The organism is Aliidiomarina taiwanensis (genome assembly GCF_003987015.1).
Taxonomy (GTDB): Bacteria; Pseudomonadota; Gammaproteobacteria; order Enterobacterales; family Alteromonadaceae; genus Aliidiomarina; species Aliidiomarina taiwanensis.
Window position 1 is genome coordinate 64,863 of sequence record NZ_PIPQ01000002.1, and the last position, 22,169, is coordinate 87,031.

22 protein-coding genes and 1 riboswitch are annotated in these 22,169 nt (G+C 49.9%); of the genes, 13 read left to right on the forward strand and 9 right to left on the reverse strand.

Annotation, left to right across the window (positions count from 1 at the left end):
* Positions 1 to 161 precede the first annotated feature (161 nt).
* Positions 162 to 2,636 carry a glycerol-3-phosphate 1-O-acyltransferase PlsB gene (gene plsB, locus CWE15_RS04685; protein WP_126756927.1) on the forward strand — a complete coding sequence of 825 codons (2,475 nt, stop codon included), beginning with the start codon at positions 162 to 164 and terminating at the stop codon, positions 2,634 to 2,636.
* On the opposite strand, the gene ubiA is transcribed toward plsB, so the two are convergent.
* Together ubiA and CWE15_RS04695 are read right to left on the reverse strand one after the other, a co-directional pair.
* The gene (gene ubiA, locus CWE15_RS04690) at positions 2,633 to 3,508 is read right to left on the reverse strand and encodes a 4-hydroxybenzoate octaprenyltransferase (RefSeq protein WP_126756928.1); all 876 of its coding nucleotides are present in this window, start codon (positions 3,506 to 3,508) and stop codon (positions 2,633 to 2,635) included. The genes plsB and ubiA overlap by 4 nt on opposite strands.
* Positions 3,509 to 3,534: 26 nt before the next feature.
* A complete protein-coding gene (locus tag CWE15_RS04695) occupies positions 3,535 to 4,071 on the reverse strand; it encodes a chorismate--pyruvate lyase family protein (protein WP_126756929.1) in 537 nt (178 codons plus the stop codon).
* Between the two features lie 138 nt (positions 4,072 to 4,209).
* Between CWE15_RS04695 and CWE15_RS04700 the strand changes: the two genes are divergently transcribed.
* Positions 4,210 to 4,605, forward strand: a complete 396-nt coding sequence (locus tag CWE15_RS04700) for a flagellar basal body-associated FliL family protein (RefSeq protein ID WP_126756930.1) — start codon at positions 4,210 to 4,212, stop codon at positions 4,603 to 4,605.
* A gap of 8 nt (positions 4,606 to 4,613) precedes the next feature.
* On the opposite strand, the gene CWE15_RS04705 is transcribed toward CWE15_RS04700, so the two are convergent.
* From CWE15_RS04705 to CWE15_RS04720, 4 genes are read right to left on the reverse strand one after another with little or no spacing between them, the layout of a single operon-like run.
* Entirely contained in the window at positions 4,614 to 5,417 is an 804-nt protein-coding gene (locus CWE15_RS04705; protein WP_126756931.1) for a rhomboid family intramembrane serine protease, read from the reverse strand.
* A gap of 12 nt (positions 5,418 to 5,429) precedes the next feature.
* On the reverse strand, positions 5,430 to 5,753 hold the full coding sequence (gene glpE, locus CWE15_RS04710; RefSeq protein ID WP_126756932.1) for a thiosulfate sulfurtransferase GlpE: 324 nt from the start codon (positions 5,751 to 5,753) through the stop codon (positions 5,430 to 5,432).
* Positions 5,754 to 5,757: 4 nt separating this feature from the next.
* A complete protein-coding gene (gene tdh / locus CWE15_RS04715; protein WP_126756933.1) occupies positions 5,758 to 6,789 on the reverse strand; it encodes an L-threonine 3-dehydrogenase in 1,032 nt (343 codons plus the stop codon).
* A gap of 51 nt (positions 6,790 to 6,840) precedes the next feature.
* The gene (locus CWE15_RS04720; RefSeq protein ID WP_126756934.1) at positions 6,841 to 8,034 is read right to left on the reverse strand and encodes a glycine C-acetyltransferase; all 1,194 of its coding nucleotides are present in this window, start codon (positions 8,032 to 8,034) and stop codon (positions 6,841 to 6,843) included.
* 240 nt (positions 8,035 to 8,274) lie between these two features.
* Here CWE15_RS04720 and coaD point away from each other — a divergent pair, with 240 nt between their 5' ends.
* The 10 genes from coaD (at position 8,275) to modC (ending at position 16,277) form a co-directional block, all read left to right on the forward strand.
* Complete coding sequence (gene coaD, locus CWE15_RS04725; RefSeq protein WP_126756935.1) at positions 8,275 to 8,766, forward strand: pantetheine-phosphate adenylyltransferase; 492 nt, start codon at positions 8,275 to 8,277, stop codon at positions 8,764 to 8,766.
* Positions 8,767 to 8,913: 147 nt separating this feature from the next.
* On the forward strand, positions 8,914 to 10,515 hold the full coding sequence (pckA, locus tag CWE15_RS04730) for a phosphoenolpyruvate carboxykinase (ATP) (protein WP_126756936.1): 1,602 nt from the start codon (positions 8,914 to 8,916) through the stop codon (positions 10,513 to 10,515).
* A 174-nt stretch (positions 10,516 to 10,689) separates the two neighbouring features.
* A riboswitch (molybdenum cofactor riboswitch) is annotated at positions 10,690 to 10,844 on the forward strand.
* Entirely contained in the window at positions 10,834 to 11,808 is a 975-nt protein-coding gene (gene moaA, locus CWE15_RS04735) for a GTP 3',8-cyclase MoaA (RefSeq protein ID WP_126756937.1), read from the forward strand. It overlaps the preceding riboswitch by 11 nt.
* Positions 11,809 to 11,812: 4 nt before the next feature.
* Positions 11,813 to 12,403, forward strand: coding sequence for a molybdenum cofactor guanylyltransferase (gene mobA, locus CWE15_RS04740; RefSeq protein ID WP_126756938.1), 591 nt, complete (start codon positions 11,813 to 11,815; stop codon positions 12,401 to 12,403).
* Entirely contained in the window at positions 12,400 to 12,888 is a 489-nt protein-coding gene (gene moaC, locus CWE15_RS04745; RefSeq protein WP_126756939.1) for a cyclic pyranopterin monophosphate synthase MoaC, read from the forward strand. Before mobA ends, moaC begins: the two co-directional genes overlap by 4 nt.
* Before the next feature lie 10 nt (positions 12,889 to 12,898).
* On the forward strand, positions 12,899 to 13,144 hold the full coding sequence (gene moaD / locus CWE15_RS04750; protein ID WP_198674976.1) for a molybdopterin converting factor subunit 1: 246 nt from the start codon (positions 12,899 to 12,901) through the stop codon (positions 13,142 to 13,144).
* Positions 13,145 to 13,146: 2 nt separating this feature from the next.
* Positions 13,147 to 13,611: a molybdopterin synthase catalytic subunit MoaE gene (gene moaE, locus CWE15_RS04755; protein WP_126756941.1), complete on the forward strand. Its 465-nt coding sequence runs from the start codon at positions 13,147 to 13,149 to the stop codon at positions 13,609 to 13,611.
* A 3-nt stretch (positions 13,612 to 13,614) separates the two neighbouring features.
* On the forward strand, positions 13,615 to 14,403 hold the full coding sequence (gene modA, locus CWE15_RS04760) for a molybdate ABC transporter substrate-binding protein (protein ID WP_126756942.1): 789 nt from the start codon (positions 13,615 to 13,617) through the stop codon (positions 14,401 to 14,403).
* Positions 14,404 to 14,418: 15 nt separating this feature from the next.
* Entirely contained in the window at positions 14,419 to 15,141 is a 723-nt protein-coding gene (gene modB / locus CWE15_RS04765) for a molybdate ABC transporter permease subunit (RefSeq protein ID WP_476692294.1), read from the forward strand.
* Positions 15,138 to 16,277 carry a molybdenum ABC transporter ATP-binding protein gene (gene modC, locus CWE15_RS04770; RefSeq protein ID WP_126756944.1) on the forward strand — a complete coding sequence of 380 codons (1,140 nt, stop codon included), beginning with the start codon at positions 15,138 to 15,140 and terminating at the stop codon, positions 16,275 to 16,277. Before modB ends, modC begins: the two co-directional genes overlap by 4 nt.
* Before the next feature lie 12 nt (positions 16,278 to 16,289).
* Here the strand turns inward: modC and moeA are convergent, their stop codons facing one another.
* Positions 16,290 to 17,498: a molybdopterin molybdotransferase MoeA gene (gene moeA, locus CWE15_RS04775; RefSeq protein WP_126756945.1), complete on the reverse strand. Its 1,209-nt coding sequence runs from the start codon at positions 17,496 to 17,498 to the stop codon at positions 16,290 to 16,292.
* Positions 17,498 to 18,145 carry a two-component system response regulator NarL gene (narL, locus tag CWE15_RS04780; RefSeq protein WP_126756946.1) on the reverse strand — a complete coding sequence of 216 codons (648 nt, stop codon included), beginning with the start codon at positions 18,143 to 18,145 and terminating at the stop codon, positions 17,498 to 17,500. The genes moeA and narL overlap by 1 nt, the downstream gene beginning before the upstream one ends.
* A 330-nt stretch (positions 18,146 to 18,475) precedes the next feature.
* On the opposite strand from narL, the gene CWE15_RS04785 reads away from it, so the two are divergent.
* Positions 18,476 to 20,092, forward strand: a complete 1,617-nt coding sequence (locus CWE15_RS04785; RefSeq protein ID WP_126756947.1) for an MFS transporter — start codon at positions 18,476 to 18,478, stop codon at positions 20,090 to 20,092.
* Between the two features lie 52 nt (positions 20,093 to 20,144).
* Here the strand turns inward: CWE15_RS04785 and CWE15_RS04790 are convergent, their stop codons facing one another.
* Complete coding sequence (locus CWE15_RS04790) at positions 20,145 to 21,983, reverse strand: ATP-binding protein (RefSeq protein WP_198674978.1); 1,839 nt, start codon at positions 21,981 to 21,983, stop codon at positions 20,145 to 20,147.
* Positions 21,984 to 22,169 lie beyond the last annotated feature (186 nt).

The window sequence follows — 22,169 nt, forward strand, 5'->3', positions numbered from 1 at the left end:
TGTGCAAGTCACTGTTCAATAAAAACACAAAAAAGACGTTTAGTTTATCTGGCTGCGTGTACCACATGGAACGAACTAAGTGGTATCATGGTCCACAATATATGTGCCTTTGCGCAGCCTATAACCAGCTTCGTAAAGCTTCACTAACCGCATGGAACATTATGAAAAAATCATCTTGGATGCAGCAGCTATTACGCTGGCCCATTCGCCTGGTAACGCGCTTTAAAGCCATTGCAGACGAACATGACACAACACCTTCCGCCACAGACCACGTGGTGTATGTGATGCGAAGCCCGTCGGAAACGGACTTGTTGGTGGCGCAACGCGCAGCGGAAGAATTACATCTGCCCGATCCCACGTCGCCTTTTATTATTAATGGCAAAGAGTTTCCCCGTGTTTTGTATGTGGCAGACGACCGAAACCGCTTAGAGTACGACCCTGTAGAGCCCTTTACTCAACTGCTTGAACTGCATCAAGAAAACCCAAACTTAAACGTGCTGATGCACCCAGTTGCTTTATTTTGGGGCCGCGAGCCGGGCAAAGACAGCCGCGACGGGCACACCATGGTGGCCGACGTAGAAGTGCCTGGAAAGTGGAAGAAGTTTTTGTTGGTGCTTTTTTCTGGTCGGAATATTTTGGTCCGCGTGTCGCAGCCTGTGAGCTTGCGTACCATGGCCGACATGGAGCGTGGCGGAACCGATGTGGCGCATAAGCTTTTACGCGTGGCGCGCACCCACTTTGCTCGCTTGCGCTATGCGGTGGCAGGGCCCAAACTGAGTGGGCGAGAAGAGATAATTAATGAACTGCTGCGTTTGCCAGCCATTAAAAAAGTCATTGAGGAAGAAGCCAAGACCAAGAAAATTAGCCTTGCAGAGGCTGAAAAAGTTGCCCACGGTTACTTACAAGAAATTGCAGCGGACTACCGAGACAGTTTGATCCGTTTTGGCGACCGCTTTTTTAGTTGGTTATGGACCAAAATTTACCGAGGCATTTCGGTGAAAAACAGTGAAAATATTCGCCGCTTAGCGCAGCAAGGGCACGAGATTATTTACGTACCCTGCCACCGTAGCCACATGGACTACTTGTTACTTAGCTACATTATTTATAAAGAAGGATTAGTGCCGCCTCATATTGCAGCGGGCGTGAACCTAAACTTCTTCCCAATGGGGCCTATTTTCCGCCGTGGCGGTGCCTTTTTTATTCGCCGTAGTTTCCGTGGAAACAAGTTATACAGTGTGGTGTTCCGTGAATACTTAGGTCGTCTGTTCCAAAAGGGGTACGCTATCGAGTACTTCATGGAGGGTGGGCGCAGTCGTACGGGGCGTTTACTGCCACCTAAAACAGGTATGTTGGCCATGACCTTGCAAGGACAGCTTCGCGGCATTAACCGTCCAATAAGCTTAGTGCCTGTGTATGTGGGCTACGAGCATGTGATGGAAGTGAACACGTACCACAGTGAACTACGTGGCAAAAGCAAAGAAAAAGAGTCTTTTTTCCAAGTATTTGGCATTTTACGCAAGTTGCGTAATTTTGGTACGGGCTTTGTGACGTTTGGGGAGCCGGTGCGCTTATCGGAGTACTTAGACGAGTCGGCACCCAATTGGCGTGACTCTGTTACCTCGGGTACGGAGGAGCCAGCGCGCCCTCGTTGGTTAACGCCTACGGTAAACCAGCTAGCCGACACCATTATGCGCCGCATTAACAATGGTGCGGCGGTAAACAGCATTAACTTAACCGCCCTATGTTTGCTTAGTGCCGACAGAGAAACCTTGACCAAAGACGAGCTGGTAGCCCAAGTAGAAGCCTATATGGCGTTGCAAAAAGCGGTGCCTTATTCGGCAGACATTCACTTGCCTGAAGAAGCATTTGACGCCGAAGCCTACTGGCAGCACGCGGTGTCGATGGACAAGTTTCATGTACAGGAAGACTCCACCGGTGCTGTGGTTAGTCTAGATCATGGGCAAGCCCTGAGCATGACCTATTACCGCAACAACATTTTGCATGCGTTTATTATTCCAGCACTGATAGCCCGCTATGCCCGAGGGCATCAAAACTTTAACTTAGAGCAGGTGACGGCGTTTGTGGACAGCCTTTACCCGGTACTACAAGCGGAGCTTTATTTAGGCCGTGAACGTGACGAGCTGCCAGAGTATGTAGCGGCCTTATGTGCCGCTTTTGTGGATATGGGCTGGTTATTTGAAACCGACACGGGCTTTGCCATACCAGGCCGTGAAACCCATGCTTATGTACAGCTAGTGCTACTGGCCAATGCAGCGGGTGAAAGCTTGGCTCGCTATGCGGTGGTGCTGGAGCTATTGGAACAGTCCGATAGCTTGTCGCGAAACAATTTGGAACGCTTTAGTGAGCTGGTGGCAATACGGTTAGGCGCACGCCATGGCATTGACGCGCCGGAGTTTTACGACAAGAAAGTGTTTAGTGTGCTTATTGCCATGCTGAAAAGTGAAGGGTATGTGTCGATGGACTCAACGGGTGCTTATACCACAGACGAACGGACAGTGGCCCTTAGCCAGGAGCTAGACAAATTACTGGGTAGCTCGATACAAATGACCATTCGCGAGTCGGCAAAGCGCCTGTTAACAGAACAGACGCAGCCGACCAGCCGAAGCGAAGACTAAACCGAGGCTCCGAACGGGATAGGGAGCCAATAGTGCAACGCGAGTCCAAAGGCAAACACCATACCTGCATAATGGTTTTGTTGAAATGCCACGAAGCATTTACTGGGCTCGCGCTTGCGAATGAGTTGCCACTGCCATACAAACATACCTGCCATTACAATTAACCCCGCCCAGTAAAAGGGCGTCGCGTCGATTAAACGGCCAACCCAGGCCAATAGCGCCACAGCAACCACTTGAAAGCCCGCAATAAACAACACGTCAAAACGGCCCGTTAATACAGCCGTGGACTTGATGCCAATGGCGAGGTCGTCTTCACGGTCGACCATGGCGTACTCAGTGTCGTAGGCGACTGTCCAAGCGAGGTTGGCTGCAAAGAGTAACCAACAAACCAAGGGTAAGCTTTGGCTGGTTGCTGCAAAAGCCATTGGAATGGCCATACTAAAAGCAAAACCCAGCACAAATTGGGGCCCGTGGGTCCATCGTTTGGTGAAGGGATACAAAATGGCGACGGCCACAGCAACGAAAGACAATACGAGGGTGAGCTGGTTAAGCATCAGTACCAACAGAAACGCCAGGGCGATCAGCGCAAAGAAAAGAACAAGGGCTTCTGTGGACGTTACCTTGCCAGTGGCAAGAGGCCTTTCTTTGGTGCGACTAACATGGCCGTCTACCTTGCGGTCGGCAAAGTCATTGATAACACACCCGGCAGAGCGCATTAAAAAAACACCTACGGCAAAAATAACCACCAAACGAACCGAAGGGTCACCGTTGCCCGCAATGAGCAGCGCCCAAAAGGTGGGCCATGCCAATAACCAGGTGCCAATGGGTTTGTCTGTGCGCATAAGCGCACGGTAAGCTGCAAATCGAGTCATGTGCGTGTCCTTCTGGCAAAAGTGAACTAGGTGCTTCCCTTAGCATAGCAAGGGCTTGGTGAAAGAAACACTTCAGCAACGGAAATGGCGCCCTGTTGCAGGTGAAACAAGCGGCGGCGGCCCCATAAGGTTTCTTTTGTTTGGAAGTAACGGGTGTTTAACCGGCCTGGGCGAGTTTGTGGCCCAAAGGAAGCAACTTGAATGCGGCCTGGTTGAATACCTGCGCGGGTAAACAGTTGTTCGCCCAAGGGGTTGGTACCCATTTTGGCAAGGGTTTGGTCGGCAGCACTTAAAGCCGTAAGGGGAATGACCGAGCGGGCGTACACCCAGGGTGTTTGGTCGCAATGCAGTAGCACTTCACGCACCAAAGTGGGTGTGTTGGGGTTTATATCGAGAAAGTCCATTTCATGGGGCTGGCATGCTTGTTCGCGCTGAAATAGCAGCTCCACGTGGAAAGACTGGCTTAACCCTTTTAATTTTGCTGTCAGAGAGCCTGGGTCGAGCAACCAGCTACTGAGGTTGCCATGTATTCGTTGAGCTGGCTCTTGCCAATTAGGTACCATAATAATTCTTGTCTCAAGTTTCTTTGCGGGTATGTTACCGTAGTTCTTATTCTACTTCAGTAGTAGGTGACGGTGCCGATAGATAAAGACACAGCACTTCAACGACATGGCTTTTTACTTTCAGTGTGGAACTCCATTATGCGCACATACATTTTTGCTTTTCTTGCCGCCGCCAGCTTGCTTTTAAGCGCAGCTGTGCACGCTCAAAATGAAGCTTACTTTGGTTTTGAACCAGACATAGTGACCAACTATATATTACCCGACGAGCAGCGTAATTTAGGCTATGTACGTGTCACCATAGAGGTGATGGTACCAAGCGTGGAAGACTTAAAAACAATAGAGCACCACGAAGCCTTACTAAGAGACGCCTTTATTCGCATTTTGAGTAGCCAAGAGCGCGGGACTATCCGTACCTTGCAGGGGCGTGAAAACATTCGTAAAGCGTGTTTAGACCGGGCGCGGCAGCTGCTGACGCAAGAGGTGGGACAGCCCATAGTGAAAGACTTAATGTTTACCAAGTATCTGTATCAGTAGAAAAGGGCTTAGCGCTTAAGCCCAAAGCGTACGAAAGCACCGGCCACCAGGCCAGAAATAAGGCCAGCCAGGTGTGCTTCATTCGCCATGTTAAGCGGCAGCGCTTCGGCAAAACCGATAAGCAACCAACCCAACATAAAGGCAATAAGCATGGGGGGGAGCCACAAGGGGCCGCCACGCTTTGCACTCATAATGATAGCAAAACCAAACAAGCCGTAGACAACCCCAGACAAGCCTCCAAATAAGGGCCCTTGCCAGTAAAATTGCACCAGGTTAGAAGTAATAGCCGTAAACAAAAACAGGCCCACAAGCACCTTTGGCCCAAGGCTGAGCTCGATACGCCCGCCCAAGTACCACCACCAGAACAAATTAAACACCAGGTGCGTAGCACTAAAGTGTAAAAAAGCCGGCGTGACTAAGCGCCATGGCTCTGACATGTCGAGCTGCGGAAAATTTGGGTGGGCTATCAGCAGGTAGCGTAAAGTGCCTTGCACATCCACAAGCTGTGCAATGGCAATAGCTAAAACCGCTAAAGCAATGAGAAAGGTGACCAAGCCAGCTTGCTTAGACAGGGTCTGCCACAGGGGTTTGAGGATGGACTGGGACTGCTCAGCAGGCGTTTCAAACTCCTCCGGGTGCTTGGCAATACGCAGCATCAGCTCGCGCGCGTGGGCTTCAAAAGCGGGTTGCAGTAGCCACAAGAAATAGCTGTTCTTCTCATAGGTTACTGAAACAGGTATACCGTAACTTTGCAGTATGCTGTATACCCGTTTGATGTCCGCTTCCGACGTCGACTGTGCAAGCTTTTTCATGCTCAGACTACCTTATGCGCTTTCCAAGTGGTCGTTCGGGTAGGCTTCGAGCCACGCGGCCATGCCACCCGTTAGGCTATAGGCTTCACCTATGCCTTGCTCAAGCATGTATTGGGCGGCCTTTTGGCTGCTGACGCCGTGGTAACAAACCACAAGCACAGGTTTACCCGTATTCTCTTGAATAAACTCGCCAATATTGTCGTTGTTAAGGTTGATAGCTCCCTTTAGGTGTGACTTGGCGAAGTTTTGCGGATCACGAATGTCGGCGACGGCCAAACTGCCTTCATCGAGCTGCAGTTTGGCGTCTGCAAGCGTGATGTTTTGGAACTCTTTCATACGGTTAACTCTCCCAGTCTAAAATGACTTTACCAGACTGCCCCGACAACATGGTTTGGAAACCTTGTTCAAATTCGTCAACAGGGAAATGATGGGTAATCATAGGGGTAAGGTCAAGGCCGCTTTGAATGAGCGCGCTCATTTTATACCAGGTTTCAAACATTTCGCGGCCGTACACGCCCTTAATAAACAAGCCCTTGAAAATAACCTGGTTCCAGTCGATGGTCATGTCTTCTGGCGGAATACCTAGCATGGCAATTTTGCCACCATGGTTCATGGCGTCTAGCATTTGGTTAAAGGCTACAGGAACCCCAGACATTTCCAAGCCCACGTCGAAGCCTTCGGTCATGTTCAGTTCGCTCATCACCTCTTTTAGGTCGGGCGTGTGCAAGGTGTTGACTGCACGAGTTGCTCCCATTTTTTTCGCCAGGTCTAAGCGGTAGTCGTTAATGTCGGTAATGACCACATGACGAGCACCACAATGGCGCGCCACAGCGGCTGCCATAATACCTATAGGGCCAGCGCCAGTTATCAGCACGTCTTCACCGACTAAGTCGAAGCTTAAGGCGGTATGGACAGCATTACCAAAGGGGTCGAAAATAGAGGCGAGGTCGTCGCTAATTTCGTCCGGAAGTTTAAAGGCGTTTTCTGCAGGAATCACTAAGTACTCGGCAAAGGCACCCGGGCGGTTGACCCCAACGCCAATGGTATTGCGGCATAAGTGCTGGCGACCTGCGCGACAGTTACGGCAGTGCCCACAGGTAATATGACCTTCACCCGAAACACGGTCGTTAATATTAAAACCACGTACACCGTCGCCCATGGCTTCTACTACGCCCACATATTCGTGGCCCACGGTCATGCCAATTGGAATGGTTTTTTGCGACCAGTCGTCCCATTTATAAATATGTACGTCTGTGCCGCAAATGGCAGTTTTTTTGATTTTAATCAGTAAGTCGTTGTAACCGTATTCTGGCTTTTCAGCTTCTGACATCCATAAGCCAGGTTCGGCTTTTAACTTTGCGAGTACTTTCATGACTAACCTCAGTACAAAGGGTGTAATTAGGTGCTGTAATGAACTTGGGTGTTAAGAAATAACGCCCAGCTCACGGCCAACGCGAATAAAGGCGTCAATTGCGCGGTCGAGTTGTTCACGGGTGTGGGCCGCTGACATTTGTGTACGAATACGCGCTTGTCCTTTTGGTACCACAGGGAAGGAGAAGCCGACCACGTAAATACCTTCTTCTAGCAGGCGGTCCGACATGTCGGAAGCAAGCTTGGCGTCGCCTAGCATGACCGGAATAATGGCATGATCGGCACCCGCTAGGGTAAAGCCAGCGGCTGTCATACGCTCACGGAAGTACTCACTGTTCGCAACAAGTTTTTCGCGTAGGTCGTCGCCATTGGCTAGTTTGTCCAACACGCTAATACTGGTGGCTACAATAGTAGGCGCTAATGAGTTAGAAAATAGGTAAGGGCGCGAGCGTTGGCGTAGCCACTCAACCACTTCTTTTTTGCCTGATGTGAAACCACCCGAGGCACCCCCTAAAGCTTTACCTAAGGTACCGGTAATAATGTCTACACGGTCCATAACATTATGGAACTCATGGGTACCGCGACCTTTTTTACCCACAAAGCCAACCGCGTGGGAGTCGTCTATCATAACCAAGGCATTGTATTTGTCGGCCAAGTCACAAATACCTGGCAAGTCGGCAATAATACCGTCCATCGAAAACACACCGTCGGTCACAATCAGCTTATGGCGCGCACCGTCTGCGTCGGCCTGCTTTAGTTGTTTTTCTAGGTCTTCCGTATTGTTGTTTTTGTAGCGGTAACGCATGGCTTTACATAAGCGCACACCGTCGATAATACTGGCATGGTTCAGCTCGTCACTAATAATAGCGTCTTCAGGGCCAAGCAAAGTTTCGAATAAGCCAACGTTTGCGTCGAAGCAAGAAGAATACAGAATGGTGTCTTCCGTACCTAAAAACTCCGTTAACTTGCTTTCGAGGGTTTTGTGAATGTCTTGCGTACCACAAATAAAGCGCACAGAAGCGACACCAAAGCCATGGCTGTCCAGGCCAGCTTTCGCTGCTTCAATTAGGTCGGGGTGGTTGGCCAGGCCAAGGTAGTTGTTGGCGCAAAAGTTCAGTACGTTTTCGCCGCTTACATCAATTTCAGAACTTTGAGACGAGGTAATGTAGCGCTCGTTTTTATACAAGCCTTCTGCTTTCACTTCTTCAATTTGGTCACGTAGTTGCTGATAAAAAGCACTTTTCATTGCAAACTCCTTGGCACATAAGTCGAGTAGATGTCTCCCATTTTACGCAGAGAAACACCAAGAAGCACCCTAAAACTGGTCTGCTTCTTTATGGAATAGTGTCATTCTCGCACACCTAGCCCGTAGTATGCTAATGGTTACGCGAAGCAGGGCGTGTACCATGGAAGAAAATTACTGCTAGAATAACCCATTCTACTTATTGAAACGCACCCCGAACACGAGGGCAAAACAGAGGCAGGTATGTATACACGAGCACTTTACCCGGGCACGTTTGACCCCGTCACCAATGGCCATCAAGACCTTATTGAACGGGCCGCCAAGCTTTTTAACGAAGTGATAGTTGCTGTCGCCGAAAACACCAGTAAAAAGCCTTTGTTTTCGCTAGCAGAGCGTGTGGCGTTAGTGGAGCAGGTGGTGTCGCATCTCGACAATGTAAAAGTGATTGGCTTTCAGGGACTGTTGGCCGACTTAGCACGAGACCATGAAGCCCGCATATTAATTCGGGGGTTACGGGCCGTGGCCGACTTTGAATACGAGTTTCAGTTAGCCAATATGAACCGTCGCTTAAATAAAGAATTAGAAAGTGTGTTTTTAACGCCTTCAGAGGAAAATTCCTTTATTTCCTCCACTCTGGTAAAAGAGGTGGCTTTGCATAAAGGGGATGTGTCGCAATTTACAGCCCCTGTGGTGACAGAGGCATTACAGCAGGTCTTTATTAAAAAAGGGCTGTGAGCAATTTTCGTTCTATCTTTTTTCATGTAAAAACGGTATGATGCCGTGCAAATTCTGATAGGGCCTTGTTTGTTTTCCCGGTTTCTGGGCGAATAAACGATGCCTTTTTAACTTCGCCGAAACATACGACCCGCAGGAGTCTTTAGCATGGCTGACCTGGATCTGAGCCAATATGGCATTACAGACGCCACTGAAATTTATTACAACCCGTCTTATGAGTTCCTTTTTGAGCAAGAAACCCGCTCTGACCTTACTGGCTACGATAAAGGTCGCGTAACGAGTAGTGGTGCGGTTGCTGTTGACACTGGTATTTTTACTGGTCGCTCACCAAAAGATAAATACATTGTGCGTGACGATGTAACGCGCGATACGGTTTGGTGGTCTGATCAAGGTAAAAACGACAACAAGCCTATCGACACAGAAACCTGGTCGCACTTAAAAGGCCTTGTTACTAATCAGCTTTCCAATAAAGCCCTTTATGTTGTCGACGCTTTTTGTGGCGCCAACGAAAACACCCGCCTCGCCGTTCGTTTTATTACGGAAGTTGCATGGCAGGCCCATTTCGTGAAGAACATGTTCATTCGTCCTTCTGACGCTGAACTAGAAAACTTCAACCCTGACTTTGTGGTCATGAACGGAGCTAAATGCACCAACCCTAACTACAAAGAGCAAGGTTTAAACTCCGAGAACTTTGTTGCCTTTAACTTAACCGAGCGTATTCAGCTGATCGGCGGTACTTGGTACGGCGGTGAAATGAAGAAAGGCTTGTTCTCTATGATGAACTACTACCTACCGCTACAGGGCATTGCGTCTATGCACTGCTCGGCGAACGTAGGTGAAAAGGGCGACGTGGCCATTTTCTTCGGTTTATCTGGTACGGGTAAAACCACCCTATCTACCGACCCGAAGCGTCAGCTTATTGGTGACGACGAGCACGGTTGGGACGACGACGGTGTGTTTAACTTCGAAGGGGGTTGTTATGCGAAAACAATTAACCTTTCTGAAGAAGCTGAGCCAGACATTTACCGCGCAATTCGCCGCGACGCGTTACTTGAAAACGTAACCGTTGGTGAAGACGGTGTGGTGGACTTCGACGATAACTCGAAGACAGAAAATACCCGTGTTTCATACCCAATTTATCACATCGACAACATTGTGAAGCCGGTGTCGAAAGCAGGTCATGCGAAGAAGGTTATTTTCTTAACAGCGGACGCTTTTGGTGTATTACCACCTGTGTCGAAGCTGACCAAAGACCAAGCTGAATACCACTTCCTTTCGGGCTTTACGGCCAAGCTTGCAGGTACAGAGCGTGGCATTACTGAGCCAACGCCAACTTTCTCGGCCTGTTTTGGCGCAGCTTTCTTAAGCTTGCACCCAACTCAGTACGCAGAAGTGCTCGCGAAGCGTATGACCGACTCTGGTGCTGAAGCTTACCTAGTGAACACAGGCTGGAATGGCACTGGCAAGCGTATTTCTATTCAAGCGACCCGCGCTATTATCGACGCGATTTTAGACGGCAGCATTGAAGACGCAGAGTTTGTTGAATTGCCATACTTCAACTTAGCTATGCCAACGGCCTTACCTGGTGTTGAAGACAGCAGCATTCTTGACCCACGTCAAACCTACGCAGACGTAGCAGAATGGGACGGCAAAGCAAAAGACCTCGCCAAGTTGTTTATTGATAACTTCGAGAAGTTTACCGACAACGAAGAAGGTAAGCGCCTGGTGTCAGCAGGTCCAACCCTGTAGGTACGGCACAGCCGTACGTTCACATTGGCACGTCATGCAGTGCATGACCTACGAGTTATAATGAAAACGCCGCCTTAAACCGCGGCGTTTTTTTATGCCTGAGACAAAATACCCATAATGGGGTATGGTTGATCATCATTCATGGCAATAAACACGTGTTGTAAATGCACGTAGTATACAAATATCCGCCGAGCGGCTGGGCCTACACCTGCTACGCATAAATTACGTTGGCAAGGCACGGACAGTACGCCGTGGCAATTCCGCCACCAGGGTATGTTTGGAAACGAGCATACCTCCCGAATTTGGAAAGGTGTGTATATGCTACTTACAGATAAGTACTCCCGTCGTTTCAATTATTTACGACTTTCTATTACGGAAAGTTGTAACTTTCGTTGTAATTACTGCCTCCCTAATGGCCCTGACTGCTCTAGCCGCAAGGAAGAATTAACCTTAGCGGAAATTCAGCGGGTGGTAACAGCCTTTGCTATGGCAGGCACTAAGAAGGTGCGCATTACGGGAGGAGAGCCAGCCCTGCGTAAAGATCTCACCGACATCATTCGCATCTGTAAGCAAACGCCGGGTATAGAGCAGGTAGCGATGACGACCAATGGCTATCGGTTAGAGCGTGATCACGACGCTTGGGTGGAAGCAGGCCTAGATGCTATTAACGTGAGTGCCGACAGCTTGAACCCTGGCACGTTTCAAATGATCACCGGCGACAGCCGCTTGCCTTCCATTATGCGGGGCATTAACCAAGCTTTGGAAAAAGGGCGGTTGAAAGTCAAAATTAATGCGGTGTTATTACGCGACTACAACGCCAGTGAGCTCCCAGAGTTTTTGCAGTACATAAAAGAAAAGAATGTGTCGCTGCGCTTTATTGAGTTGATGCAAACCGGCGACAACCGAGCCTATTATAAACGCAATCATGTGAGTGGCCAGTCGGTGAAAGAGCACTTGTTAGCAAACGGTTGGGAGCAAATTGAAAGACCTATTACTGCGGGGCCGGCCCAAGAATTTAGCCACCCAGACTACCAAGGTCATATGGGCTTAATTATGCCCTACAGTAAAGACTTCTGTGACGACTGTAACCGCTTGCGCGTGTCCAGCCGTGGTCAGTTATTTATGTGCTTATTCGCCGAGCAGCACAACAACCTGCGCGACTATTTGCAGGAGGACAACCCAGAAGCACTAATCGACCATATGCAGCAAGTATTGCAGGGCAAGGCCGCCAGCCATTATTTGCATGAAGAGTTTACGGGTTCGACACGCCATTTGGCCATGATTGGAGGCTAACGCCGTGCCGACCTTTAGTTGTATTGTGCTCGCGGGCGGTCGCTCGTCGCGCATGGGGCAAGACAAAGCCACCTTGCAGGCACCGACCCATGTGGATTTGCTGACCCATATGGTGTACCAAGCCGAGCTGGCAGGTGCTGCAGAAGTGATTATTAGCCGTGATCCGGCAACAACGCCAAGACACTTGCACCATCACCAGGTGATAGCGGACGAACAGCCCCATGCAGGGCCACTGGGCGGGCTCTATAGCTGTTTGAAAGCATGCCAGCATACCCACGCTCTGGTGCTTCCAGTGGACATGCCTGCGTTGCCACCTCACTTTTTATCAAACCTAGTACACGCTGCACTGCAACAAGTCAGCCAAGCTGTGTATTATGACTCGTTTGAGCTTCCCTGCGTGCTCCCTGTGAAGGAACACCTTCTAAACTATTTACACCAAGCGTTGCATACAGAGAATGCACGACGTTCAATTCGTAGTGTGCTGGCCTATATGCAAGCACAAGCTATCCCTTTTTCTCATTCGTCGGCTCGTTATTTTATCAATACAAATACGCCCGACGAATGGCAGTCGTTTTTACAAGGATATGAAGCATGAGCAAAACACTAACGCACCTAGACAGTAAAGGTGCAGCCCACATGGTAGATATTACCAACAAGTCGGTGACCACACGCGAAGCCGTTGCGGGGGCGACTGTTACCATGCAGCATGAAGTGGTGACCTTGCTTGAACAGGCCAGCGCCAAGAAAGGCGACGTACTAGCAACAGCCCGCATAGCAGGCATTATGGCAGCAAAGAAAACCAGCGAGTTAATTCCACTTTGTCACCCGCTGGCGCTGAACAAGGTGGCGGTGGAGTTTGAGCTTGACCACACGCATGCACAAATTCACATACAAGCCCGTTGTGTGGTGGAAGGCAAAACCGGAGTGGAAATGGAAGCCTTAACCGCGGCGAGCGTGGCGGCTCTCACCATTTACGATATGTGCAAAGCGGTGGACCCCAGCATGGTTGTGGGCGATATAAAGTTATTGGAAAAGACCGGCGGCAAAAGCGGCCACTGGCTACGGGAAGAAAACAAATAGGAGCAGCATCATGAAAGTGTTATTTTTTGCCATGTTGCGAGAGCGCCTAGAGTGCGCAGAGCTACAATTAGAGCAGACTCAACCAACCACAGTCGCTGAGGTGCTAGAGCGACTAAAAGCGCGTTCTGAAAAATGGCAGGCCACCTTGGAAAACCAAGAGTTATTAGCAGCAATCAACCAACGCTTTGTGGACTTCGACGCCAGCGTGCAGCATGGCGACGAGCTAGCCTTTTTTCCCCCGGTGACAGGCGGTTAATCATGATAGACATTGCCGTGCAAACCCACGACTTCGATATGGCTGCTTTGTACCAGAAGCTCAGTCGTCGTGCGGCCCATGGAGCCGTGGTCACCTTTACTGGCTTGGTGCGAGAAGTGGCCGGGGGTGACCTAACCCACCTAAGCTTAGAGCACTACCCGGGAATGACAGAGCAGGCGCTGCAAGATATTGCCGAGCAAGCCAAAGCCCGCTGGCCAGTGGGCGAGATCATCATTGTGCATAGGGTTGGTACCTTGGCTTTGAACGAGCAAATTGTTTTTGTGGGGGTGTCGAGCGCTCACCGCAAGCAAGCCTTTGCAGCCGCCGAGTTTCTTATGGACTACTTAAAAACGCGTGCTCCCTTCTGGAAGAAGGAGCATACAACGACAGGTGAGCGCTGGGTGGAAGCTAAAAAAAGCGATGAGGCCGCCGCGAGCCGTTGGCAACAGCGTGAAGTGGAGCCATAACCAATGCGGCATATGGGAACGCGCCTAAAATTATTCTTTATTGCTTGTGGTTGGCTATTCAGCTTAGCTACAGCCTTCGGTCAGCCGTTGAATATAGCCGCTGCGTCTAGTATGCGCTTTGTACTCCCCACCATTATTGAGCAGTACCAACAGCAGCACCCGGAGGTGCAGGTGCGTGTCGTGTATGGCTCGTCCGGGCGCTTGTATGGCCAGCTTAGTCACGGTGCCCCTTTTCATGTGTTTATGTCGGCCAACATGGCCTATGCAGAACAGGCTATAGCCGATGAGCAAGCCATTGGGCAGGTACAGCCTTATGCGGAAGGGCGGTTAGTATTTTGGTGGCAGGGGGAAGGGTTTGGAGAAAACAGTGAAACCATTCTTGCTAACTTCCTTGCCACGCCAAACGCACGTATGGCCATTGCGAACCCACAACATGCGCCTTATGGTGTGCAAAGCTTGGCATGGCTGCAGCAACAAGCTGCTTGGGAGGCTATAGAGCCACGCTTGGTGTATACGGAAAGTGTGGCGCAAGTGGCGCATTTTGTGCGCAGTGGCGCTGCCAACCTAGGTATACTGGCCTTGGCTCTTGCAGTGACCGACGAACTGACAACAGTGGGGCAGTACGCACCCGTGCCAGCTCAGGAGTATGCGCCCTTGCGCAAGGGGATGGTGCTAACGAAAGCAGGGACACAGCACCCTTATGCCAGTGGCTTTATGCGCTTTATGCAAACAGCGAAGGTTCAGCAGGTGCTTGCCCAAGGCGGCTTTGCCCCAGCGTCTAGCAGCCCGTAACGAAGGACATAAATTGTGAACCCAGCAGACTTCGACGCTATTCGCATTACCCTTAAGCTTGCTTTGGTTTCAACGGCATTGTTAATGCTCATCGCGATGCCCTTGGCCTGGTGGTTAAGTCAGTTGCAAAGCCGGTTTAAGCCGGTGTTAGAGGCGATGGTGGCTTTGCCTTTGGTGTTGCCGCCCACAGTGCTCGGCTTTTATTTGTTGGTAGCCTTAGGGCCACAAGGTGTTGTTGGCGGCACATTAGAAAGCCTGGGTATGCAGCATTTAGCATTTAGCTTTCCGGGCTTAGTTATTGGCTCTGTGGTGTACTCTTTGCCCTTTGCAGTGCAACCATTGCAAAATGCATTCAGCCAAGTTCCTCAAGACCTCCTCGATGCGGCTGCCACAATGCGAGCCAAGCCTTTGGACAGGTTCTTTAGCATCATTGTGCCGCTTACCAAGCACGGTTTTATTACCGCGGGTGTGTTGTCGTTTGCCCACACCCTTGGCGAATTTGGCGTCGTGCTGATGATAGGGGGTAATATTCCTGGCGAAACTCAGGTTGTGTCTACGGCGATTTATGACCATGTGGAAAGCCTGAATTACGCAGGTGCTAATACCTTGTCCCTTGGCTTGTTGCTGTTTTCCGTGGTGGTGCTGGCTTTAGTGTATAGCTTGAACCGGGGCGCCGGGCGCATGTTAGGTGGCAGCGTCGGCAGCAACACAACCAAGCCGCAAGGAGGACGCTCGTGACCGAACAGAGTTACCAGTCGATACGCTTGCATTTGTATCAGCAGCAAGGTGGCTTTGTTTGCAATATGCAAACAGAGTTACCGCTGCAAGGTATAACTGCTTTGTTTGGGCCTTCTGGCTGTGGCAAAACAACCCTACTCCGAACCCTTGCGGGGCTCAATGAGCGTGTGCAAAGCAGCGGAGCCTGCGAACTATATGTGCAGGACCAACATGGTCAGTGGAGCACTTGGCAAAACCCAGAAGTGTTCGTACCGAGCTGGCAGCGTCAGGTGGGCTTGGTATTTCAGCGGCCAGCATTGTTTCCTCATTTAACTGTGCTTAAAAACCTAGAATATGCTTGGGTGAGGGTGCCGAAAGACCAACGTATAGAGCAACTAGCGCCGCACAACCTATTGCAACGAGTGGGGCTAAGCGAATTTGGCCAGCGCTTGCCCAGTCAGCTAAGTGGCGGCCAACAGCAGCGAGTGGCTTTGGCGCGCACCTTAGCCAGCTGTCCACAGCTAATGCTGTTAGACGAACCCCTAGCGAACTTAGATGGGGCCGCCAAGGCTTACTTTATTCAGCTGCTGAAACGTTTACAGCAAGAAACAGGCATCCCGATGATTTACGTATCCCACCAACTGGATGAGGTGGTACAGCTGTCGGATCGATTAATTCTTATGGACGCAGGTAGCCTAGTAAACCATGGTCCTATTGCGGCTATTTTACAAACTGAGGAAGGCTATCGACGATGCCAAGGCGAAAATATACTTCTTGCCCGTGTTAAAGAAAACCAGCCAAGTGAGGGCTTGCTTGCAGTGCAAGTGGCAGACACAACCCTTTGGTTTCCCGAGCCTGACACGTCACTGAGGAAGGGCAGCCACTGCCGTATTCATGTTCAGGCCAAAGACATTAGTTTGGCCCTACGGCCGACCATAGAAAGCAGTATTAGCAATAGTGTGCCAGCGCAGGTGGTAGCATTTAGCGACAGTAGCCATCAGGCGGAAGTGCGAGTGCAGTTAGTGGTGAAGGCCGGCCACGAGATACCAGCTCAGCGCCTGTCTGCCACTATTACCCGGGCCTCGCAAGCGCGCTTAAAACTGCAGGCGGGCGCTACAGTGTATATGCAAATAAAAGCCGTAGCGCTCAGCACATAAAAGGAAAACAGGCTACTTTACAGGAGCCTGTAGCAGCTGCACGCGAACGGTGTCACCCGCTTCGACACTGCCTTGTTCGGCGGAAAGGCAAATCAGACAGTTACCCTGTACCAGAGAACTGAGCATGCCCGAGCCTTGCGGGCCGGCACTGTACACACGGTTCTCACCCTTCTCGTAACGCAAAATACCCCGTTGAAAGTCGGCGCGACCTGGGCGCTTGCGCAAGGCTTCACCAGCAACAGCAGACATAGTTAAAGCTGGCGTATACTGCTCACCGCTTAGCTTACGTAGGGCCGGCTCTGCTAATTGCATGAGGGTGACAGTGGCTGACACAGGATTCCCCGGCAAGCCGAAAAACCAGGTGTTTTCAATGTGCCCAAACGCAAAAGGCTTGCCTGGCTTCATGGCTACTTTCCAAAAACCAACTTCTCCAATTTTGTTGATCACGTCTTTGGTGTAGTCCGCGTCGCCCACGGACACGCCGCCGGAACAGACAATAGCGTCGGCTTGCTTGGCAGCGTCGCGGAAGGTTGCTTCAATTAAAGCCGGGTCATCGGCCACTAAGCCAAGGTTGAGTACTTCAAACCCCATGCGCTCGAGCATGGCGTGTAAGACATATCGGTTACTGTCATAAATTTGAAAGTCTTGCTTGGCTTGCCCGGGTAGCACAAGCTCGTCGCCTGTGGAAAATACAGCGACCTTCAGTGGCATGAATACCTTCACCTGAGCCACACCGAGTGAAGCGAGCATGCCAATATCAACCGGAGTTAAGCGATGCCCGGTAGGGTACACAGTGTCGCCTTCTTGCAGCTCTTCGCCGAGTAAACGAATATTGGCGCCAGGTTTAGGCACAGAATTAATTTGAATCAGGTTTGGTTCAAGGGTTTGGGTGTTTTCTTGAGGGACAACCGTGTCGACACTGGCAGGCACTTGTGCGCCTGTCATAATGCGAATGCATTCTCCCGCAGATAGTTCACCCGTAAACGGGTGACCCGCCAGCGACTCGCCAACGCAACGTAATGAGGTATTTTCTTCCATATCTTGCGCGCGGTAACCAAACCCGTCCATGGCAGAGTTATTGTAGCTTGGCACATTCACTGTCGACTGCACCGGAGCAGCTAACACACGGTCCACGGCTTGTTCAATGGCAATAGTGGTGGTTTTGGTCGGAGCTTGAATTTTATCAAGCATGTGTTCAACAGCGTCTTGTACCGAAAGCATTACTTCACTCCTTGCTGATTAACAATCCAAACTGCGGCTTCAACGCGAGAGCGTAAACCCAGTTTTTTCAATAAGTGTTTTACGTGCACCTTCACCGTGCCGTCAGAAATGTCTAGCTCACGGGCAATCACTTTATTACTCATGCCTTTCGCTATTAACGTTAATATTTCATATTCACGGTTGGTCAGGTTATTAATGTCTGCCTGTTGGCGCGACTTTGGTTTGCGGATAGCAGAGGCTAAAATATGGGTTAGCTCTTCGTTTAAAGCCATTTTACCTTCTAAGGCACGGCGCAGCTGTGTTAATAAGTCGTCTGGGTCCATATCCTTTAGTAAGTAGCCGTCGGCGCCGGCACTAATAGCTTCTACCACGTCTTCGTCGGCGTCTGACACGGTGAGCATCACAATACGCGAGGTCACCCCTTCCTTGCGCATTGAACGCAAGGTTTGAATGCCGTCCATGCCTTGCATATTTAAGTCGAGCACAATGAGGTCAGGGTCTAATTCCTCGGCCAAGGTCACGGCGTCTGCGCCGTTGTTTGCTTCCCCTATTACTTCAATATCGTCTTCAAATTCAATAAGTTGTTTCAACCCTTTGAGTAATAGCGGGTGGTCATCTACTAACATAACCGTGTGTTTATCTTCCATTTCCATGTCCTCGCTTGGTGTCGACTTAAAGCAAAACCTGCATTCAGTATGTGTATTAGCTCGCACCGACGAAAGTAAAACTTTGACCTACATCATGCTTTCGCTTGTTTAGCATTACATGAATGCAGCCAAATGTCAGCCTAGCAGGTACCTGCTGGTATTCTAACACTTTGAAAGTAAAGTATTATTGAAAATAGCTTGGCGCAAACTATCCCAAAGTGAGTACCCACTAGGAGCTGAGCGCTCCCCCTTACGATATGTTGTTCAAATAGTCCCTGCACTTCACACTTTGCTTACCGACAATCATGTTGCGAGAAAAAGGGAAGACATATGCGGGACTTAAAGCAGTGGAACCCAGAAAATGAAGAGTTCTGGGAAAAAGAAGGCAAAAAAATAGCCAATAGGAACTTGTGGATATCCATCCCAAGTTTACTTTGTGGCTTTGCGGTGTGGATGTACTGGAGCATTATTACAGTGCAAATGTTGAACCTTGGGTTCTCATACACGCCAGCGGAGTTGTTTACGCTCACGGGTATCGCGGGTTTAACGGGAGCAACTTTACGTATTCCCTCTAGCTTTTTTGTACGTATATGTGGTGGTAAGTACACCTTATTCCTTACCACAACCTTACTCATTATACCTGCGCTGGGTACCGGCTTAGCCCTGCAAAGTGTGGATACGCCTTTATGGGTGTTCCAGCTAATGGCGCTGCTTTCCGGTATTGGTGGGGGTAACTTCGCGGCTTCCATGTCGAACATCAGCTTTTTCTTCCCCCGTAAGCAGCAAGGCTTGGCGTTAGGCTTAAATGCTGGGTTAGGGAATTTCGGTGTGACCACCATGCAAATATTGGTACCGCTGTTTATGACCTTTGGTGCCTTTACGTGGATTGGCGGTGGCGACTCCATGATCTTGCAAAAAGCCAGTGGTACTTTGATAGGCACTATCCCTGTAGGAAGTGAGACTTGGATACAAAACGCCGGTTTTGTCTGGTTACTACTGCTAGTACCTTTAGCGTTTGCTACCTGGTTTGGCATGAACAACATTAACACCCCAGAAGTAACACCAAAGTTACCCAATGCTTTTATGGCCTTCGCCATTATAATTGCCATGCTGGGTGTTGGTTTCGTTACGTCTGCAGGTGGCTTATGGTTGATGCTACCGGAGGAAGCGAATGGGTCTGGTTTCGGTGTGCCCAAAGAGCTCGTGATTGTGGCTGTGCTTGCGGTGACTGTCTTTATATTAAAAGTCATCCCAGGAGCTGTGGGTAAAAACCTTAACCAGCAATATAAAATATTCGACAACAAGCACACCTGGGTCATGAGTATTTTATATGTCATGACGTTTGGCTCGTTTATCGGCTTTGCGGCAGCGTTCCCACTGTCGATTAAAATTATATTCGGCAACAGCCATATCTTGGTGGACGGTGTTATGACCCACGACACCCTGAACCCGAATGCACCGAGTGCACTGACATACGCTTGGATTGCGCCTTTCATTGGGGCACTCATTCGCCCTGTGGGTGGTTGGTTAGCGGACAAGTTTGGCGGTGCTGCGGTAACCCATGTATGTGCTATTTTCATGGTGATTTTTGCAGCAGGCGCAGGTCACTATATGAAAGCTGCTTACCACTCGCCTATGCCTGAAGAGTACTTCATGCCGTTCTTCCTGCTGTTCCTCGGTTTGTTTGCGGCCAGTGGTATTGGGAATGGCTCCACATTCCGTACCATTGCAGTGGTATTCCCGAAGGAGCAAGCCGGGCCAGTACTAGGGTGGACATCAGCCGTGGCGGCCTACGGTGCCTTTTATATTCCGCAGGTGTTCGGTGAGCGAATTGCAGCTGGTGAGCCGGGTAAAGCTATGGTGGGCTTCGCCTTATTCTACGCCGTCTGTATTGGTATTAACTGGTTCTATTACTTGCGTAAGTCTGGTGAGTTTTATAACCCGTAAGCTTTAAAACAAAGAATGAGCCCGCTTGCATATTCTGCTAGCGGGCTTTTTTTTATTCGACGGTGACAGTGGAAATGTGTTCGCTTATTTCGGGGTTTTGACGCTGCACAGCCGCAGGCACAAAGTGGAAATGAACACGCGTTCCCCCCGAAGTGCGCGGCTTAATATCGGCAATACCTCCTAAATGGCGTGCTCGCTCTTTTATAATGGCAAGGCCATAGTGGTTTAGGCGTTCAGGTTGCTGTGGAATACCTTTGCCGTCGTCTTCCACCGTTAAAGCCACAGTACCTTCTTCTGTGGTTTCAAGCCGAATAACCAACAGGCTTCCTTCACTGTGGTTTATGGCGTTTTGTGCTGCTTCACGAATCATTTGCAGTAAATGAATTTCCTCATGGGGAGCTAAAGGGATATCTGAAATACGGTAATCCAGCTGCACTTCCATATCGGTTTGTGCGCGAAGCTGCGTGGCTGTGGTTTCTAGGGCGTTTAGCAAGCCGTCGCCGTCAAGCTTCAGGCGGAAAGTGGTTAGCAGCTCGCGCAGCTGGCGATACGCAGAGTCGAGCCCGTTTTTTAACTCTTTCGACACGTCGTCAATAATGTCTTGGTTGTTTACAGTTAGGGCCTTATTTAACCGGGTGACTTGAATTTTCAAGTAGGAAAGCGCTTGGGCTAAGGAGTCGTGCAGCTCCCGCGCGATGACCGTCCGTTCGTTCACCATGGCCAGCCGGCGAACTTGGTCTTCTTCCGTTTTCAGGCTAAGTGCTAATGCAAGTTGGTCTGAAACAAGCTTCAATAAACGCTTTTGCCAGTCGTGCATTACTTCGTGCTCTTTGCAGCGAGCAACCAGAACGCCAAACCGTTTGTCGTCACGTTTGAGAGGGTAATGGTAAGAGCGCACACCATTCTCAACAGTAATAGCGTCGTCGCGGCGAATACACTCAGCACAATTAATGGCGGCGCAAGGTTGCTGCTCGGGCAGGTTAGAATGAAACTGCATATAAGGGGAGTCCCCCGTTTCGGTTACCAAGCAAAGCTCTAACTCCCCAAGTTTAAGTACATCCCTTAGCTTTAGAGTGGTATCGCGAAAGTCATTGTAAGCCAAGCTGTGGTCGTTAATGCGGGTGGAAATGTCATAAAGTAGCTGCAAGGTAGTATGACTGCGCTGCAGTTGTTTGGTCTGTTCATCGACTCGGCTTTCCAAGCTGCCATACATATAACCTATGGTGTTGGCCATTTTATTTATGGTGAGCCCTAAGGTGTCTAGCTCGTCATTGCGGGGCTGGGTTTTAAAGCGAGCAGTAAAGTCGCCCTGGCTAATTTGTTGGGCCACATGTTGCAAGTTTTGCAAGGGAGTTTGAAAGCGTACACGTAGCCAGTACACCACCACAACCGCAAAGCCTACGCTTAGAAACAAGGCCACAATAAACAACAAGCGTAGTGACTGCACGGTTTTTTCAGCGTGCTGCTGCATTTGGTTCACCATGGTGTCAATAGCAGAGACTTGCTGGTTAATGAGTGGAAATAACTGCTCAGCGCTAAGTCCGCCTTGAATTATCTCTTCCTTTAACGTGTGCCATTGCGCCTTGGTGTTGAGGTAAAGGGTATAGAGCTCAGGGTTGCTATGCTCGTAATGGTTAAAGGCATGGTGGTTCCAGTCTTGCTCAATAGCCTGTATTGCGCTTGCTAATAGGGCAGGGTCATTTTGTTCTTTGGCGAGTGCCACGTGGTACACCTGATAGCGAAGAGAGCCTGCAATATTCAATGCCTCTGGATCTCGGTTCACTTGGTCTGAAATCCAGTAGCTAGTGAGTAAGGTAGCTAGGGAAAGACCAATAATGGCAAACAAGGCCAAACTGATGTTCCCAGCCAAAGAAGAATGGCGCTGTTTCACGAGGTGTACCCCCTTTTACTCTGAAAAGCAAAAGCTTGTTAAGTTAAATACCACTTAGTGGATTATGGCTCTTTAAAATCAACGCTTTAGCAAGAACGCGCATATACCTCATGAGGGGTATATAGGCCTATTTTCCCACTGGAAGTGCTCTAGCCGCCTTGATACAGATCAAGCACAATAAACCCA

What these genes read in the sequence shown, in the direction of transcription:
- plsB (WP_126756927.1), top strand. Translation starts at nt 162, where the DNA reads ATGAAAAAATCATCTTGGATGCAGCAGCTATTACGCTGGCCCATTCGC.
- ubiA (WP_126756928.1), bottom strand. Translation starts at nt 3,508, where the DNA reads ATGACTCGATTTGCAGCTTACCGTGCGCTTATGCGCACAGACAAACCC.
- CWE15_RS04695 (WP_126756929.1), bottom strand. Translation starts at nt 4,071, where the DNA reads ATGGTACCTAATTGGCAAGAGCCAGCTCAACGAATACATGGCAACCTC.
- CWE15_RS04700 (WP_126756930.1), top strand. Translation starts at nt 4,210, where the DNA reads ATGCGCACATACATTTTTGCTTTTCTTGCCGCCGCCAGCTTGCTTTTA.
- CWE15_RS04705 (WP_126756931.1), bottom strand. Translation starts at nt 5,417, where the DNA reads ATGAAAAAGCTTGCACAGTCGACGTCGGAAGCGGACATCAAACGGGTA.
- glpE (WP_126756932.1), bottom strand. Translation starts at nt 5,753, where the DNA reads ATGAAAGAGTTCCAAAACATCACGCTTGCAGACGCCAAACTGCAGCTC.
- tdh (WP_126756933.1), bottom strand. Translation starts at nt 6,789, where the DNA reads ATGAAAGTACTCGCAAAGTTAAAAGCCGAACCTGGCTTATGGATGTCA.
- CWE15_RS04720 (WP_126756934.1), bottom strand. Translation starts at nt 8,034, where the DNA reads ATGAAAAGTGCTTTTTATCAGCAACTACGTGACCAAATTGAAGAAGTG.
- coaD (WP_126756935.1), top strand. Translation starts at nt 8,275, where the DNA reads ATGTATACACGAGCACTTTACCCGGGCACGTTTGACCCCGTCACCAAT.
- pckA (WP_126756936.1), top strand. Translation starts at nt 8,914, where the DNA reads ATGGCTGACCTGGATCTGAGCCAATATGGCATTACAGACGCCACTGAA.
- moaA (WP_126756937.1), top strand. Translation starts at nt 10,834, where the DNA reads ATGCTACTTACAGATAAGTACTCCCGTCGTTTCAATTATTTACGACTT.
- moaC (WP_126756939.1), top strand. Translation starts at nt 12,400, where the DNA reads ATGAGCAAAACACTAACGCACCTAGACAGTAAAGGTGCAGCCCACATG.
- moaD (WP_198674976.1), top strand. Translation starts at nt 12,899, where the DNA reads ATGAAAGTGTTATTTTTTGCCATGTTGCGAGAGCGCCTAGAGTGCGCA.
- moaE (WP_126756941.1), top strand. Translation starts at nt 13,147, where the DNA reads ATGATAGACATTGCCGTGCAAACCCACGACTTCGATATGGCTGCTTTG.
- modA (WP_126756942.1), top strand. Translation starts at nt 13,615, where the DNA reads ATGCGGCATATGGGAACGCGCCTAAAATTATTCTTTATTGCTTGTGGT.
- moeA (WP_126756945.1), bottom strand. Translation starts at nt 17,498, where the DNA reads ATGCTTTCGGTACAAGACGCTGTTGAACACATGCTTGATAAAATTCAA.
- narL (WP_126756946.1), bottom strand. Translation starts at nt 18,145, where the DNA reads ATGGAAGATAAACACACGGTTATGTTAGTAGATGACCACCCGCTATTA.
- CWE15_RS04785 (WP_126756947.1), top strand. Translation starts at nt 18,476, where the DNA reads ATGCGGGACTTAAAGCAGTGGAACCCAGAAAATGAAGAGTTCTGGGAA.